Here is a 16659-nt window from a genome sequence, read left to right on the forward strand (position 1 = left end):
ATATCACGTAAATTAACATGGAGTGATAATGACAACAGGAACTGATTTTCATGTCGGCATTGTGGGGCTTGGCTCAATGGGAATGGGCGCTGCGCGTTCATGCCTGCGCGCCGGGCTTTCCACATGGGGGGCCGATCTTAACCCGCAAGCGTGCGCGAATCTGCTCGCTGAAGGGGCTTGTGGGGCTGCCGCCAGCGCCAGGGAGTTCGCCGGCGTCGTGGATGCGTTAGTCATTCTGGTCGTCAATGCCGCCCAGGTCAGACAGGTGTTATTCGGTGAGGATGGCGTCGCCCATCTGATGAAACCCGGAAGCGCGGTGATGGTTTCGTCTACGATCTCAAGCGCCGACGCGCAAGAGATCGCCGCGGCGTTGACGGCATTGAATCTTAACATGCTGGATGCGCCGGTTTCCGGCGGCGCGGTAAAAGCGGCGCAGGGCGAAATGACGGTGATGGCCTCCGGGAGCGAGGCGGCGTTTACCCGCCTGAAGCCTGTGCTGGACGCCGTTGCCAGCAACGTTTATCGCATCAGCGATACGCCGGGCGCAGGCTCAACCGTCAAAATCATTCATCAGCTGCTGGCTGGCGTGCATATTGCGGCGGCGGCCGAAGCGATGGCGCTGGCCGCGCGGGCTGGTATTCCTCTGGACGTGATGTATGACGTCGTGACCCATGCCGCCGGCAACTCCTGGATGTTCGAAAACCGTATGCAGCATGTCGTTGACGGCGACTATACCCCGCGTTCGGCCGTCGACATTTTTGTCAAAGATTTGGGGCTGGTTGCCGACACGGCGAAAGCGCTGCGCTTCCCCTTACCGCTGGCCTCTACGGCGTTAAATATGTTCACCAGCGCCAGTAACGCCGGTTATGGCAAAGAGGATGACAGCGCTGTGATCAAAATTTTCTCAGGGATTACTCTGCCTGGCGTCACGCCTGAGGAGCCGTCATGTTAAAAATTGGCGTCATTGCCGACGATTTTACCGGCGCGACTGACATCGCCAGTTTTCTGGTCGAAAACGGGATGCCGACAGTGCAGATCAATGATGTCCCAACCGGGACGCAACCGGAAGGGTGCGACGCGGTGGTTATCAGCCTGAAAACCCGCTCATGCCCGGCGCAAGAGGCGATAAAACAATCGCTGGCGGCGCTGGTATGGCTGAAAAAACAGGGCTGCCAGCAAGTCTATTTCAAATATTGCTCGACTTTCGATAGTACCGCCGAAGGCAATATCGGCCCGGTCACCGATGCGCTGATGGTGGCGCTGGATACCTCATTTACCGTGATTTCTCCCGCGCTGCCGGTTAACGGACGCACGGTTTATCAGGGCTATCTGTTTGTCATGAACCACTTGCTGGCGGAGTCCGGTATGCGCCACCACCCAATCAATCCGATGACCGACAGCTACCTGCCGCGTCTGATGGAAGCGCAGGCGCAAGGGCGCTGCGGCGTTATTCCAGCTCAGACGCTTGATGAAGGCGTTGCCGCGACCCGTGCGGCGCTGTCGCGTTTACAGCAGGAAGGATATCGCTACGCAGTACTTGACGCGCTCAATGAGCGGCACCTGGAAATCCAGGGCGAGGTTTTGCGTGATGCTCCGCTGGTGACCGGCGGTTCCGGGCTGGCAATGGGGCTGGCGCGTCAGTGGGCGAAGCACGGCGTTTCTCAGGCCCGTTCCGCAGGCTATCCGCTGAGCGGCCGCGCGGTGGTGCTTTCCGGTTCCTGTTCGCAAATGACGAATCAGCAGGTGGCTTTCTATCGACAACATGCTCCCACACGCGACGTTGATGTGGCGCGCTGCCTGTCATCCGAGACGCGCGAGGCCTACGCTGAAGCGCTGGCGCAGTGGGTGCTCAGTCAGGACAGCGAACTGGCGCCAATGATTAGCGCCACCGCCTCCACGCAGGCGCTGGCCGCCATCCAGCAGCAATATGGCGCTACCGAAGCCAGCCATGCGGTAGAGGCGCTCTTTTCCCTGCTGGCTGCTCGCTTAGCGGAAGGCGGTATCACCCGGTTTATTGTGGCGGGCGGCGAAACCTCGGGCGTGGTGACGCAAAGCCTCGGTATTACCGGTTTTCACATCGGACCGTGCATTTCACCCGGCGTGCCGTGGGTCAACGCGCTCCATGCGCCAGTCTCGCTGGCGCTAAAGTCAGGTAATTTTGGCGATGAATCCTTTTTCATCCGCGCTCAAAGGGAGTTTCAGGTATGACGACACTGGCAAAAGAAGAGCACGCTTTGCGAGAAGAGATGGTCAGGATAGCCGCCTCGTTTTTCCAGCGCGGCTATGCTACCGGCTCGGCAGGCAACCTCTCGCTGTTACTGCCGGACGGCAATATTCTGGCGACGCCCACCGGTTCGTGTCTGGGTAATCTCGACCCGCAGCGGCTATCCAAAGTGGACCCGCAGGGCGAATGGCTCAGCGGCGATAAACCGTCTAAAGAGGTGCGTTTTCATCTGGCGTTGTATCGCAATAACCCTTGCTGCAAGGCCGTGGTGCATCTGCACAGCACCTGGTCAACGGCGCTTTCCTGCCTCGAAGGACTGGACCCGCAAAATGTGATTCGCCCGTTTACCCCCTATGTGGTGATGCGGATGGGGGACATTCCGCTGGTTCCCTACTATCGCCCGGGAGATGACCGAATTGCCCGCGATTTGGCTGCGCTGGCGGCCCGGCATCAGGCCTTTTTACTGGCTAATCATGGGCCGGTCGTGTGCGGGGAGAATTTGCAGGAAGCCGCTAATAATACCGAGGAGCTGGAAGAGACGGCAAAGCTGATTTTTATCCTTGGCGAACGCCCGATTCGTTATTTAACCACCGAAGAAATTGCGCAGTTAAGGAGATAACCCGATGCCGCGTTTTGCCGCCAATTTGTCGATGATGTTTACCGAAGCGCCGTTTATCGAGCGTTTTGCCGCCGCTGCTGAAGCCGGTTTTCAGGCCGTTGAGTTTCTGTTCCCCTATGACTTTGCCGCCAGCGAGATTAAAGCCCAGCTATCGCGTCATAATCTGACGCTGGCGCTGTTTAATACTTCGGCGGGCGATACCGCGGCGGGCGAATGGGGACGTGCCGCGCTACCGGGGCGCGAACACGACGCGCGCGCCGATATCGATCTGGCTCTGGAATACGCTCTGGCGCTGGAATGCGAGCAGGTTCACATCATGGCGGGCGTAGTGCCGGATGGCGCTGATGGCGCACGTTATCGCGCCACGTTTATCGATAATTTGCGTTATGCCGCCGACCGGTTTGCCGCCCACGATAAACGTATTTTGATCGAAGCGCTGAGTCCCGGCGTTAAACCCGGCTACCTCTTTTCCAGCCAATATCAGGCGCTGGGCATCGCAGAAGAGGTTGACCGCCCGAATGTGTTCATCCAGCTCGACACTTTCCACGCGCAAAAAGTGGATGGCAATTTGAGTCACCTGATTCGCGAGTATGCGGGCCGCTATGCCCATGTACAAATCGCCTCGCTACCGGACAGACATGAACCGGATGATGGCGAGATCAACTACCCGTGGCTGTTCCGGCTGTTCGATGACGTAGGTTATCGCGGCTGGATAGGCTGCGAATACCAACCACGGAATACCACTCAGGACGGGCTTGGCTGGTTTAACGCCTGGCGCTAACCCTGAACTACCCTACACAACAATAAAGAGGACATCCGGATGCAGATTATCATTACCGGCGGGGGCGGCTTTTTAGGCCAGAAACTCGCAAGCGCCTTATTAAACTCATCGCTGGCGTTTAACGAACTGCTTCTTGTTGATTTAAAAATGCCTGCACGGTTATCAGATTCCCCTCGTTTACGCTGCCTGGAAGCTGACTTAACCCAGCCGGGCGTGCTGGAGAATGTGATTACCGCTAATACCTCTGTTGTTTATCATCTCGCTGCGATTGTCAGCAGTCATGCGGAAGACGATTTCGATCTGGGATGGAAAGTTAACCTGGATCTTACCCGCCAGTTACTTGAGGCGTGTCGTCGACAACCGCAGAAAATTCGTTTTGTCTTCTCCAGCTCGCTTGCCGTTTATGGCGGTACGCTGCCGGAATGCGTCACCGATACCACCGCGCTCACGCCGCGCTCGTCTTATGGCGCGCAGAAAGCCGCCTGTGAACTGTTGGTCAACGACTATACCCGCAAAGGCTATGTGGATGGGCTGGCGCTGCGTTTGCCGACGATCTGTGTTCGCCCGGGTAAACCAAACCGCGCCGCCTCTTCTTTTGTCAGTGCGATTATTCGTGAACCGTTGCAGGGCGAGACGACCGTCTGCCCGGTATCGGAAAGTTTGCGGCTGTGGATTTCCAGCCCGGCGACGGTGATCCATAACCTGTCGCTGGCCGCAACGTTACCCGCGCCTGGCGAGGCGAGCAGCATCAACTTACCGGGGATCAGCGTAACCGTGGGCGAGATGCTGGAAACGTTGCGTCAGGCGGGCGGCCAGGCGGCGCGCGATCGGGTTACGCATCAGCGCGATGAAGGCGTCGAGAAAATTGTCGCCTCCTGGCCGGGACGTATCGATAACCAGCGTGCGCTGGCGTTAGGTTTTGTCGCCGATAAACGCTTCGATGACATTATCGAACGCTTTCGACAAGATGATATGGAGGGGAGGTCATGACAAGTTTACCGACCCCAATTATCGGTCTGATCGTTGCCGTTTTCGTGCTGGTATGGCTGGTGTTACGCACCCGTGTTCATGCGCTGATCGCGATGCTGGCGGCGGCCTGCATCGCCGGTCTGTTGGGGGGAATGGGCATTGATAAAACGCTCTCTGTCATCACCAGCGGATTCGGTACGACGCTGGGCAGTATTGGCCTGGTGATTGGTCTCGGCGTAATGATGGGGCGCTTGCTGGAGGTTTCCGGCGCGGCGGAGCGTATCGCCTGGAGCTTTATCAAATGGCTGGGGAAACGCCGTGAAGAGTGGGCGCTGGCAATCACGGGTTATATTGTCAGCATCCCCATTTTCGTCGATTCCGCTTTTGTCATTCTTTATCCGGTGGCGAAAGCGCTGGCGAAAAGCGGTAAACGTTCGCTACTGACGCTGGGCGTCGCGCTGGCGGGCGGGCTGGTGGTCACTCACCATACGGTACCTCCGACGCCCGGTCCGCTGGGGGTAGCCGGGATTTTTAACGTCGACATCGGCGCAATGTTATTGACCGGGATGGCGCTGGCGGTGCCCTGTGTGATCGGCATTGTGTTCTATGCGCAGTGGCTGGATAAACGCTACCCTGATTTCGTGCCGCGCACGCTGAACGCCGATGAAGTCAATGCCGCGCTGGAGCAGTACAATAAAGAGAAAGAGCAAAATGATCTGCCGAGCCTGACGCTCTCTCTGCTGCCTATTGTGGTGCCGATCGTGCTGATCTTCCTGAAGGCTATCTGTTCCACCCTCGCCACTGTAGAAGGATGGTCCGGCCTGGCGACGCATCCGGTGGTACAGGCAATCAACTTTGTGGGAAGTCCAGTGATCGCGTTGGCCATCAGCGTTCTGCTGGCGGTGTATACGCTGGTGCCGCGCATGGATAAACATACCACCGCAGAGCGTCTGGAAGAGGGCTTGCAAAGCGCCGGGATTATCTTACTGGTCACGGGCGCTGGCGGCGCGTTGGGCGCGATCCTGCGCGATAGCGGCGCGGGGCAACAGCTGGCGGAGCAGGTTGCCAACCTGCCGATCTCGCCGATCCTGATCCCGTTTATCGTGGCGACGCTGGTACGCCTGATTCAGGGATCGGGGACGGTGGCGATGATCACTGCCGCCTCGATTTCCGCGCCGATCCTGGCGCAGATCCCCGGCATCAATATGTTGCTTGCCGCTCAGGCCGCAACGATGGGGTCGCTGTTCTTCGGCTACTTCAACGATAGCCTGTTCTGGGTGGTTAACCGCATGATGGGCGTCTCTGATGTCAAACAGCAGATGGTGGTTTGGTCTGTACCGACGACCATTGCCTGGGCGATTGGCGGCACCGGCGTGGCGCTGATTAACCTGCTGTTCGGTTCCGGCGGTAGTTGGCTCGATCCGTTACTGCCGATTGTTGTTCTGGCGGCAATTATGCTGTGGGTGCGTTGGCAGGCGCAGGGGATCAAAGACAAGCTGGTAGTTAAGGATTAAGACAGTATTATCCGTCCGGGAGCGCAATGCTCCCGGACTGGCTACGATGATGGGGCGTGCTCCCCGCAATCCCATTGCGAACGTAAAAAATCAATAAATGCGCGTACTTTTGTCGATACATGGCGGGCGTCCGGGTAAACGGCATAAATGCCCTGACGGGGAAAATGATAGTCGGGTAACACGTGAATTAACGTTCCATCCTCCAGTGCGGTGTTGACTAACCATTGCGGCAGTAATGCGACGCCGCTTCCCGCGAGAGCGAAGGCCATCAGCGAGCGCGCGCTGTCGACAGAAATTTTGCCGGCTTTGCTTATCTCCAGGCGTGAGTGTTGGCCATGATTACTCGTTACTGTCCACCGTAGCGGCGTAGGTAATCGCTCATGAATAATCCATTCCGCCTGGGCCAACGACTCCAGTGATGAAACAGGGTGGCGGGCGAGCCACTGCGGCGCGGCGACCGGCAGAATGGTAAAGCGGGATATCAGCGCGGCGCGATAGCGGGAGTCCGTCAGCGAGCCAAGCCGAATCGCCACATCAAAGCGCTCGGCAATTAAATCGGCATGATGTGATGAGGACATATGCCGAATACGGAGATCGGGATGGCGCTGACTAAACTGCGCCAGTAACGGAATGATCACCTGTTCGCCAAACTCGGGCGTAGTGGTAATACGTAACTCGCCGCCCAGCCCACTATGGCTGGCACGCACTTCATCCTGCAAATTTTTCGCTGCGTTGAGTAAATTCACGCCTTTTTGGTAAAAGAGGACGCCGGCGTCTGTGAGCGTCAGTCGTCGGGTGGAACGTAGCAGTAACGTTACGCCAAGCTCTTTTTCAAGCTGCCGAATATTAAAACTCACTACCGCTTTTGTTTGGCCCGATGCGGCCGCCGCCGCCGTGAAGCTGCCGCTATCTACCACGGCGATAAACAGCGACATACGCTGCAAATTGAGCATGGCGAGCTCCTTTACTGTCAAAATTATTTTGACAGTATATCGTTGAAGCGCGGACTTATCTGGCTTTCTCCGGACGGCTACATTAGCGCCTCTGACGGAGGATGCATAATGACGTATCGCAGTAAAGTGGCAGTGGTTTACCTGCTCGGCTTCTTTCTTGATCTGATTAATCTGTTTATTGCCAGCGTGGCTTTTCCTGCGATGTCCGTGGATCTGCATACGTCCATATCGGCGCTGGCATGGGTGAGTAACGGTTATATCGCAGGATTAACGCTGATCGTTCCGTTTAGCGCGTTTCTTTCGCGTTATCTCGGCGCACGACGGCTGATCATATTTTCGCTCATTCTGTTTAGCGTTGCCGCCGCTGCCGCAGGTTTTGCCGATTCCTTACACAGCCTTGTTTTCTGGCGTATTGTGCAGGGGGCGGGCGGTGGCTTATTGATCCCGGTTGGTCAGGCGTTAACCTGGCAACAGTTTGAACCGCATGAACGCGCTGGCGTGTCATCGGTTGTCATGATGGTGGCGCTACTGGCGCCGGCATGTTCGCCTGCGATTGGCGGGCTGCTGGTGGAAACGTGCGGCTGGCGCTGGATATTCTTTGCCACGCTGCCGGTGGCCGTTCTCACTTTATTGCTCGCTTATCGTTGGCTGAACGCCGCGTCGACGACAATGGCGTCAGCAATATTGCTCCATCTGCCGCTGTTGACGGACAGGCTGCTGCGTTTTGCCATGATCGTCTATCTGTGCGTACCGGGTATGTTCATTGGTATCAGCGTGGTCGGGATGTTTTATCTACAGAACGTCGCGCAGCTATCGCCTGCGGCGGCGGGGTCGCTGATGATCCCCTGGTCGATCGCTTCATTTGTCGCCATTATGCTTACCGGACGTTACTTCAATCGGCTTGGGCCGCGTCCGCTGATTATCGTCGGCTGTCTTCTTCAGGCCGCAGGGATACTGCTTTTAACTAACGTTACGCCTGCGACATCGCACCGTGTACTGATGATGATATTCGCCTTAATGGGCGCTGGCGGCAGTTTGTGCAGCAGTACCGCGCAGAGTGGCGCTTTCCTGACTATTGCTCGCCGGGACATGCCTGACGCCAGCGCGCTATGGAATCTTAATCGTCAGATCAGCTTTTTCCTTGGCGCGACGCTGTTGACGCTGCTGTTAAATGCGCTCCAGCGCGTTATGTCGCTTGAGGTTGCTTATCGCTGGACCTTTATTGCCGCCGCCGGTATCACCCTGCTGCCCCTTATTTACGCTGTCTGTCTGAACAATAGAAACGCACTTCTGTGCCTGAAAAAGGAAAGACCATGAATCCATATAAAGAAGAAATTACTCACGCCCATGCGGCGATTGAGAACTGGCTTAGCAAGGGGATGGGTAATCTAGAGGCGTTGATAGCGCGTTTCGCTGCTGATTTTACGATGATAACGCCAGGCGGTGTTTGTCTGGATTATCCGGCGCTGGGCGCTTTTTTCCAGGCGCAGCGCGCGTGTCGCCCGGGTCTGGTTATCGTGGTTGAGCACATTGACCTTGTGGCGGAGTGGCCGGAAGGCGCCGCGCTGCGTTATCGCGAGCGACAGCAACTGCCGGGCCAGGCCGAGACGGTACGCTGGTCGACGGTCATTTTAAAAAGGGAAAGAGAACGGATAGTCTGGCGTCATTTACACGAAACGACAGTCACAGCTTGAAAAGCTTGTTCCGGCGCGTGGGCCCGATAACGCGGCGCTATCGGGCCAGACACGTTTACACCAGACTTTTCAGCCGATAGATCCACTCCAGCGCCTGGCGTGGCGTCAGGGAGTCCGGATCGAGATTCTCCAGCGCTTCAACGGCAGGCGATGTCTCCTCCGGGGCGGCAAGCAACGACATTTGCGTGCCGTCCACCTGCGTTGCCGCCGCATTGGGCGAGATGCTTTCCAGCTCGCGGAGTTTCTGGCGCGCGCGTTTGATGACTTCTTTAGGGACGCCCGCAAGCGCCGCGACCGCCAGGCCATAGCTCTTACTTGCCGCGCCGTCCTGCACGCTGTGCATAAACGCGATAGTATCGCCGTGTTCCAGCGCATCCAGGTGGACGTTCGCCACGCCTTCCATTTTCTCCGGTAATTGGGTCAGCTCGAAGTAGTGGGTAGCGAACAGCGTTAACGCTTTAATCTTATTCGCGAGATTCTCCGCGCAGGCCCAGGCCAACGACAGCCCGTCATACGTGGAGGTACCGCGCCCGATTTCATCCATCAATACCAGACTGTTTTCCGTGGCATTATGCAGAATGTTCGCGGTTTCGGTCATCTCCACCATAAAGGTCGAACGCCCGGAGGCCAGGTCATCCGCTGCGCCGACGCGGGTAAAAATACGGTCGATGGGGCCGATTTCCACGTTTTGCGCCGGAACGTAACTGCCGATATAGGCCAGCAGGGCGATCAATGCCGTTTGCCGCATATAGGTACTTTTACCGCCCATATTGGGGCCGGTAATGATCAACATCCGGCGCTGCGGCGACAGGTTGAGCGGGTTAGCGATAAACGGCTCATTCAGTACCTGTTCAACCACCGGGTGGCGACCTTCGGTAATACGGATACCGGGTTTATCGGTAAATGTCGGGCAGGTGTAATTCAGCGTCCAGGCGCGTTCGGCCAGGTTAACCAGCACATCCAGCTCCGCCAGCGCGTTGGCGCTCTGCTGTAAATCGGCCAGATGCGGCAACAGCAGATCAAACAATTCGTCATATAGCTGTTTTTCCAGCGCCAGCGCTTTGCCTTTCGAGGTCAGAACTTTATCTTCGTACTCTTTAAGCTCAGGAATAATGTAGCGTTCGGCATTTTTCAGCGTCTGGCGACGCACATAATTGATGGGCGCCAGATGGCTTTGACCACGGCTAATCTGAATGTAATAACCATGTACCGCGTTATAGCCGACTTTCAGCGTATCCAGCCCGGTACGCTCACGTTCGCGAATTTCCAGACGATCGAGATAATCGGTGGCGCCATCCGCCAGCGCGCGCCATTCGTCCAGCTCTTCATGGTAGCCGGGCGCAATAACGCCGCCGTCGCGGACCAGTACCGGCGGCGCGTCAATAATGGCGCGTTCCAGGAGGTCGCGCAGCTCGGCGAAATCGCCCATTTTTTTACGCAACGCCTGTACCGGCGCGCTGTCAACGGTTTCAAGCTGAGCGTGCAATTCCGGCAGCTGCTGGAAGGCGTGACGCATTCGGGCGAGATCGCGCGGACGCGCGGTGCGCAGCGCCAGACGCGCAAGGATGCGCTCCAGATCGCCGACCTGACGCAGCACCGGTTGCAGTTCGCTGACGGTGTCCTGCAAGGCGCCGATGGTCTGCTGGCGTTCACGTAATATGTCGGTATTTCGTACCGGCATATGCAGCCAGCGTTTAAGCATTCGGCTACCCATTGGCGTCACGGTACAGTCAAGCACCGCGGCGAGGGTATTTTCGACACCGCCGGCCAGGTTCTGGGTAATTTCCAGATTGCGGCGGGTCGCGGCATCCATAATGATGCTGTCCTGCTGGCGTTCCATCGTAATGGAACGAATATGCGGCAGGGAGGTGCGCTGGGTATCTTTTACGTACTGTAACAGGCAGCCTGCCGCACATAATCCACGCGAGGCATTTTCGACGCCGAAACCGACCAGATCCCGCGTACCGAATTGCAGATTTAACTGCTGGCGGGCGGTATCAATCTCAAACTCCCACAACGGGCGACGGCGCAGACCCCGGCGTCCCTCTATTAACGCCATTTCAGCAAAATCTTCGGCATACAACAGTTCGGCGGGATTGGTGCGCTGCAGCTCTGCGGCCATCGTTTCACGGTCGGCGGGTTCGCTCAGACGAAAGCGCCCGGAGCTGATATCCAGCGTGGCGTAACCGTAGCCTTTACCATCCTGCCAGATAGCCGCCAGCAGGTTATCCTGACGCTCCTGTAACAGGGCTTCATCGCTGATGGTGCCAGGCGTAACGATACGCACGACCTTACGTTCAACGGGACCTTTGCTGGTGGCCGGATCGCCAATCTGTTCGCAAATAGCGACGGATTCGCCCTGATTGACCAGTTTCGCGAGGTAGTTTTCTACGGCGTGGTGCGGGATACCCGCCATAGGGATAGGTTCGCCAGCCGATGCGCCGCGTTTGGTCAGCGAAATATCGAGCAACTGCGACGCACGCTTTGCGTCGTCATAAAACAGCTCGTAAAAGTCTCCCATACGATAAAAGAGCAGGATCTCCGGATGCTGGGCTTTCAGCTTGAGATACTGCTGCATCATCGGGGTGTGGTTGGAGAAGTCCTTATCAAATGACTCATTCATATTGATTTTACTCGTTTTTTTATTCTTTCAAGTGCTCATGTGGCCCCGGGTAAAACCCTTATAAACTCACATAAACCCATAAATTTGTAGCTCACCTGTAGCCTAAAATGTGACAGGTTACATTCTCATCATTCCTGGACTACAACAGGGGTGATACTTTGAAAACAACTCTCAGCCAGCCTTTCATTATCAACAAGTTAAGTATCAATGTTAAGCCTGCACTCAGTCGCTCTGGAAAAATCGTTTTCGAAGCTAACCCAGCTCAAAAACTCTACATTGTTTTCGATGACCACAGACAAGCTCCTGCTGGTTTCGGGGTAAAAGCCAGTTTGACGAAAAAAACCTACGTAATCCAGCGAAGAGTAGCCTCGTCAGATCGTAATGTCAGTGAGGGTAGGAAGCCAAGTTCTGTCTTGAAAGTAAAAGTTGGAAATGTGTTCGATTTTCCAAATATTGACGAAACAAGGCAAGCTGCCAGGCAATTAGTTCAGACCATGCTCGCAACAAAGAGAAATTTCAACAAAATTAAGAGGGAAACGGATGCTTCCGAACTCAAAATGAGACTGTAATTAAAATTGTGTAATTGCCTGATTTTGATATGTTCGATTCAACATCAAAAGCTGGTTGCTTTATGGACGAAAAACAGTTGCAGGCTCTGGCTAATGCACTGGCCAAAATCTCAAAATACCTGAAGATCTCAGCCCGTTCGATCGTCTGCTGAAGAAAAACCAGACCCGCATTTCCGGCATAGATAATCAACATGCTATTAAAAAGCGTACGGTGTTTCCGACGGACGAGTCAGTGAAAAAGGTCGTGTGACTGGCAATTCAGGCCGACATCCGAAAATGGACAATGTCGCTAAGGGACTGGCTCATGACAACGAGTCGCTTTATTATCACGCTCGGGTTCGGTAGCCGCCTGGACGTTCACTTCAGAGAAAGGCATTTACACCGAATGGTGTATAGGCTCGTGGTTGGTCTTCGGTGAGAGGCAGGATGTCTCTCATTAATCTCCGGGAGCGTACAATAGTTGCTCCGGCAGCCTGAAGGATGAAGTGTATATAACCTAAAACATAACGGATATAGCTTCCTTACTCAACCTGACGTAATACGCCGACAGTAAAATCAGGGATACCATACCATCATGGAAAGTCGTCAATACACCCGGCATCTTTCGCTTTCGGAGCTGAAATGGTTTGCTATCGGGATCGGTTTTTTTATTCTCAGCATAGCAACAGCCACCGTGAATTATCGGCTTTCCGGTATATCGCTACTGGTGGGCCTGTTGTTTATCATCTGGAAATTCAGCGTCACAGTTCTGTTTCTGTTTACGCCGCGCAGGATGACGTTAACCGAAACCGCGTTGCAGGCCGGGCATCGTGTTATCCATTACGATGCGCTTGAATCAATGCGTCTGCTCCACCAATCCGACAAACTCATCTTGCGCCACAGTGGCGGCAAGAAGTACGTCATCTACCTTGATTTCTGGAACGATGGCAACGGAATTTACGACCGACTGGCTGCTGAACTTGTCCGGCGACACGGTTCTGCGCTGGGGGCGCGCCTCGCCGCCGATGGACGTCTTAAATTCGGCAAAGTGACCGCGCTGGCGGATCGGCTTGAACACAAAAACCGGGCGGTGCCGTATGCGCAGATCGCCAGTATTCGCACCCAGCGCGAGGAGGGGGCTGGCAGTTCAATGAGCTATCTGATGATTAGCACCGCTACGGGCCGGATCTGCAAAATCGACCGCTCCACTATCGTCAATGAGCCGCTGCTGCTCAACTTTCTTTCCCAGCGTTTACCCGCCTGACGACATTTTTATACAAGGATGAATCAATGGAACTGTACGTATCAAAAACCAGCCAGCAAAACATGCCTGTGGAGTTCAATATCTATTATTCCAGATCTAAAACGTTGGTTGGTATTGTGTTCTGGATTTGTATGATGGGAGTTTTTATTGCGCTGGCGGTGAGTATGGCCACCGATCCCGAGGAGCCCAAAACTGGCGGTGCCGTCTTTATGGGGCTTATTTGTTGCGGCAGTCTGTTATTTATTGTGCGCCTGGCTCGCTCATTTTTAAGCGCGGCAAAGCCGGCAGTCACCATCAGTCGTGAAGGTATTCGCTTCTGTAATGGCAAATTCGCGGCCTGGACAAATATCGCCGAAAACACCTGGCATTCACAGAGCATTAACTTCATCCCGGCCGCCGCCGGTATTAAGATTGTGTTGCATGAAGGCAAGCCGATCCATTTCGCCACCACGGTTATTGCGCTTTCTTCCGATAGGTATCTGGAGATGTGCGATCTTTACTCGTCTCAGGCGATCGGGTAACTACCTGCGTCGGATTACGGCTTCGTTTTTTTGGCCTGCGATCTTAATGCTGAAATGGGCAGAAAAACGCGAAATTTAGACGCTATTACGAATGGGCAATGGTACTTATTGAAGGTTATATCATTGCCCATAATGCAGGGAGGGTTAATATGCTATGATAGAATTCTATGTTTGAATATATATCCTCAGAATACAAAATAAAGTAACGCTATCGTTGCGTATATTATATAATTCTATTTCCAGATTACTTTATTTAAAAAAAGACAGATTGCCTGAACAGAAAGAACCGGTGTCAATGTAGATTTGATTGGCGAATGTTGTTGTGTAGTCAACAATCATATGGCCGAAGATAAAAGTATCCGCACCGCGTATTGGATGGATATTCCCCTGTAACGAACCAAGCAGACGATCGCGTGACCATAGAACGCTATCAATATCAACTTGCTTCCCATAATCGTAGCTGTCATCTGGATAATCGGCATGGGCAATCACGTACTTCTTTGAGGACGTTTCAACTTCTATGATGTGAGGACGCTGCTTAAAAGTTAGTAATAGCTCAGTGGCTTCTTGCCTGTCTTTTTCGGTGACCGAGTCGTACCAGTAACCACCGTTTACATACCAGAAATTGCCATCCTGTGTTTCAAAAGCGTCAAGCGCCATAGCTTCATGATTACCCACTACAGAAATAAACCATGGGGTATTTAACAGTCTCAGTGTTTCAAGGTTTTCTTTTCCTCGATCAATGTTATCTCCAGTGGAGATCAAGAGATCGGTATCAGGAGAGAAATTTAATTGAGCCAGTCTGGTTAACAATAAGGAGTAACATCCATGAATATCACCAACGACCCAAATGTGGCGATAGAGATCGCTGTTGATGTCAGCATAACGGATTAATTCCATGATGTTCCTATAGCACAATTTTGGAGGCTGGTATTATAACAAAGAAGTAGGGTAATATTAATTTTTATTCTTTAAAATACACAGTTATTAAAATAGCCTACAAGCTAGAAATGAACAGAGAATATATATTTTATGAATCGGTTAATTAAAGTAGACGATGTGCTTGAAAGATGCACTATTTCTCGCGCAACACTTTCCTGATTAATTGCAAAGGCATACTTTCCCGCTCAGAGGCTCGACAGATGCGCAGGCACTGCCGGGGCTGATTAGCCAGACTCACCGTAAAATCAGGGAAGCCTCGGCTGACGGCGCTTATGACACGCGCTATTGCCATGATGTGTTATTAATCAGGCCGCTAATCCCGCCACGAAGCGGTGCGCGATACTGGCCGGGCAAGTACCATGAGCGTAACCACGCGGTGGCGAATCAACATCGGAGCGGCAGCAATGAGGTCTGGAAAAGAAAGTGGGCTATCACCGTCATTCAGTAGTGGAAACAGCGATGTTCCGTATCAAAACCTTGCTGGGCGGCCATCTGAGCCAGCGGAACTATGGTGCGCAGGTGGGTGAAGCGATGGCGATGGTCAAAGCGCTGAACCGGATGACGTTGTTGGCAATGCCGACCAGCGTCAGGCTCGTATAACGAGTGCTCCGATGGGAGTCCTGTATCCTTATCGTTGGCCGATTCTGAATTATTCAACAAAGCCTCATGTTGTCATAACCTACCAGATGCAGATAAAGCAGCATAAAGCGTTTTAAACGACAGCAACAAGGAAAGGGGTTGATCGTTTAATGGTACTGCGCCAAATCCTTTGTACCAGTCGCAGACCTGTTTATTTTTGGCATCAATAAGCAGGGCTACGCCGCCGACCTGCAAAGCCGCCTGTATGCAACGCTTTCCGGCAGATAACAAAAGTTGTGCTCCCAGCCCTTGCCCCTGCATAGATTTGTCTACGGCTAAACGACCCAGACGAAACACTGGCACATCATATCTCCCTAATCCTTTGCTGATTGCGCCGGGAACCTGTGCATATATCAGTGATGCAGGACTGACTGAGTAAAAGCCGTGGATACGTGTAACATCCGAATTATCAAGCGCAACATAGGTTTTCGTTGTCCCTTTCTCATGATTTTGTCGTGCATGGCGTTGTAGGAATTGGTTCAGATCGGCATCCCCACAATCAAAATTCATTCGATTGTGGGTTTTCCCTATCGCGGCCTCATGCCATTCTGTAAACATCATTTCTTCATGTCCGGCAGGGCGAAAGCAGCGGCAAGAAGCTTTTCATTCGGCGCTGGCGGGTTATCTAAAATTTCCATGATCATTTGAGTATCGCGCTCCGTCAGATATACCCGTTCGGCGGCATCAACAATCTTCTGTGCGACAGGTAGTACGTTACTGACCACAAAATCCGTCAGGTTGGTTTGCTGGATTGCCGCAGCGCGGACTATCAACTTTTTGGCATCCGTCGATACACGCAACGACAGCCTTTCGTTAGATTCTATAGCTATCTGAGGCATGGTTTTCATCCTCCTGTTTATGAACAATATGTACAATTATAATACATATATGTACGCTTTCAAGGCGTACATATGAGGCTGATATAGTCCAGGCATGGCAAGAAGGTCGTTCACTGTCTTTAAACAGGGGATTAACTTCGGTTTATCGCGATTGCATTACTTTAATCTCACTGATTACGTATCATCAGGGAGTTTGCTAAATATATTCATGATTCTCTTTTTTGCCGTAACTGCTTGATTGATCCTACCCGCGTAATAGGGACACAACCCTAAGCGGCGGACATCTTCTGCTCACGTTCAGAAGAAGAGAGCTGAGTTTGCTGTTTGCTTCGCCAGCTGTAGAGCTATGATTCATACAGGTTAAGCTCGCGGGTGGCAGCGGCCACCCCAATGCGTTCCGCCAGTTTCAGGGCTTCCTGACGAAATTCAGGCGTGTGCTGCTTGCGTAGCTTTTTGGTGGTTGATGCTGGTTTGTCATGTGAGTCACCTCTTGCTTGAGCGTTTACTCACTTAGTTGCGTGTCCACTAT

15 protein-coding genes and 4 pseudogenes are annotated in these 16659 nt (G+C 53.6%); 13 read left to right on the forward strand and 6 right to left on the reverse strand.

Annotated elements, in window-relative coordinates:
• Positions 1-28 precede the first annotated feature (28 nt).
• From ltnD to J4728_RS13200, 6 genes are read left to right on the forward strand one after another with little or no spacing between them, the layout of a single operon-like run.
• Entirely contained in the window at positions 29-952 is a 924-nt protein-coding gene (gene ltnD, locus J4728_RS13175; RefSeq protein WP_000206958.1) for an L-threonate dehydrogenase, read from the forward strand.
• Positions 946-2208 carry a 3-oxo-tetronate kinase gene (gene otnK / locus J4728_RS13180; protein ID WP_000912488.1) on the forward strand — a complete coding sequence of 421 codons (1263 nt, stop codon included), beginning with the start codon at positions 946-948 and terminating at the stop codon, positions 2206-2208. The genes ltnD and otnK overlap by 7 nt, the downstream gene beginning before the upstream one ends.
• Positions 2205-2843, forward strand: coding sequence for an aldolase (locus J4728_RS13185; protein ID WP_000209068.1), 639 nt, complete (start codon positions 2205-2207; stop codon positions 2841-2843). The genes otnK and J4728_RS13185 overlap by 4 nt, the downstream gene beginning before the upstream one ends.
• A gap of 4 nt (positions 2844-2847) precedes the next feature.
• On the forward strand, positions 2848-3624 hold the full coding sequence (locus J4728_RS13190) for an HPr family phosphocarrier protein (protein WP_001136888.1): 777 nt from the start codon (positions 2848-2850) through the stop codon (positions 3622-3624).
• 39 nt (positions 3625-3663) lie between these two features.
• A complete protein-coding gene (gene denD / locus J4728_RS13195; protein ID WP_001165731.1) occupies positions 3664-4614 on the forward strand; it encodes a D-erythronate dehydrogenase in 951 nt (316 codons plus the stop codon).
• Positions 4611-6107, forward strand: coding sequence for a GntP family permease (locus tag J4728_RS13200; RefSeq protein WP_208211870.1), 1497 nt, complete (start codon positions 4611-4613; stop codon positions 6105-6107). The genes denD and J4728_RS13200 overlap by 4 nt, the downstream gene beginning before the upstream one ends.
• A 41-nt stretch (positions 6108-6148) precedes the next feature.
• Here J4728_RS13200 and J4728_RS13205 read toward each other — a convergent pair whose 3' ends face one another.
• Positions 6149-7081, reverse strand: a complete 933-nt coding sequence (locus tag J4728_RS13205) for a LysR family transcriptional regulator (RefSeq protein ID WP_208211872.1) — start codon at positions 7079-7081, stop codon at positions 6149-6151.
• An 87-nt stretch (positions 7082-7168) separates the two neighbouring features.
• Here J4728_RS13205 and J4728_RS13210 point away from each other — a divergent pair, with 87 nt between their 5' ends.
• Complete coding sequence (locus J4728_RS13210; protein ID WP_208211874.1) at positions 7169-8377, forward strand: MFS transporter; 1209 nt, start codon at positions 7169-7171, stop codon at positions 8375-8377.
• Positions 8374-8754: a DUF4440 domain-containing protein gene (locus J4728_RS13215; RefSeq protein WP_023259981.1), complete on the forward strand. Its 381-nt coding sequence runs from the start codon at positions 8374-8376 to the stop codon at positions 8752-8754. The genes J4728_RS13210 and J4728_RS13215 overlap by 4 nt, the downstream gene beginning before the upstream one ends.
• Before the next feature lie 55 nt (positions 8755-8809).
• On the opposite strand, the gene mutS is transcribed toward J4728_RS13215, so the two are convergent.
• Positions 8810-11377: a DNA mismatch repair protein MutS gene (gene mutS, locus J4728_RS13220; RefSeq protein ID WP_001005807.1), complete on the reverse strand. Its 2568-nt coding sequence runs from the start codon at positions 11375-11377 to the stop codon at positions 8810-8812.
• Between the two features lie 158 nt (positions 11378-11535).
• Here mutS and J4728_RS13225 point away from each other — a divergent pair.
• The 4 genes and pseudogenes from J4728_RS13225 to J4728_RS13240 form a co-directional block, all read left to right on the forward strand.
• A pseudogene (locus J4728_RS13225) lies at positions 11536-11934 on the forward strand (cytoplasmic protein); the annotation flags it as partial.
• Positions 11935-12133: 199 nt separating this feature from the next.
• Positions 12134-12364: pseudogene (locus J4728_RS13230) on the forward strand (hypothetical protein); the annotation flags it as partial.
• Between the two features lie 156 nt (positions 12365-12520).
• The gene (locus J4728_RS13235; protein WP_000445914.1) at positions 12521-13189 is read left to right on the forward strand and encodes a hypothetical protein; all 669 of its coding nucleotides are present in this window, start codon (positions 12521-12523) and stop codon (positions 13187-13189) included.
• 26 nt (positions 13190-13215) lie between these two features.
• Positions 13216-13710 carry a hypothetical protein gene (locus J4728_RS13240; RefSeq protein WP_000424947.1) on the forward strand — a complete coding sequence of 165 codons (495 nt, stop codon included), beginning with the start codon at positions 13216-13218 and terminating at the stop codon, positions 13708-13710.
• A gap of 249 nt (positions 13711-13959) precedes the next feature.
• On the opposite strand, the gene pphB is transcribed toward J4728_RS13240, so the two are convergent.
• On the reverse strand, positions 13960-14610 hold the full coding sequence (pphB, locus tag J4728_RS13245) for a protein-serine/threonine phosphatase (protein ID WP_208211876.1): 651 nt from the start codon (positions 14608-14610) through the stop codon (positions 13960-13962).
• A 226-nt stretch (positions 14611-14836) separates the two neighbouring features.
• Here pphB and J4728_RS13250 point away from each other — a divergent pair.
• Positions 14837-15252: pseudogene (locus tag J4728_RS13250) on the forward strand (transposase); the annotation flags it as partial.
• A gap of 72 nt (positions 15253-15324) precedes the next feature.
• Here the strand turns inward: J4728_RS13250 and J4728_RS13255 are convergent.
• From J4728_RS13255 to J4728_RS13265, 3 genes and pseudogenes are all read right to left on the reverse strand, one after another.
• Entirely contained in the window at positions 15325-15852 is a 528-nt protein-coding gene (locus J4728_RS13255) for a GNAT family N-acetyltransferase (protein WP_020899148.1), read from the reverse strand.
• Positions 15849-16139, reverse strand: a complete 291-nt coding sequence (locus tag J4728_RS13260) for a DUF1778 domain-containing protein (RefSeq protein WP_000855694.1) — start codon at positions 16137-16139, stop codon at positions 15849-15851. The genes J4728_RS13255 and J4728_RS13260 overlap by 4 nt, the downstream gene beginning before the upstream one ends.
• Positions 16140-16405: 266 nt before the next feature.
• Positions 16406-16603: pseudogene (locus tag J4728_RS13265) on the reverse strand (transposase); the annotation flags it as partial.
• Between the last annotated feature and the right edge of the window lie 56 nt (positions 16604-16659).

The organism is Salmonella sp. 32070601201500089SM, assembly GCF_017573605.1.
Taxonomy (GTDB): domain Bacteria; phylum Pseudomonadota; class Gammaproteobacteria; order Enterobacterales; family Enterobacteriaceae; genus Salmonella; species Salmonella enterica.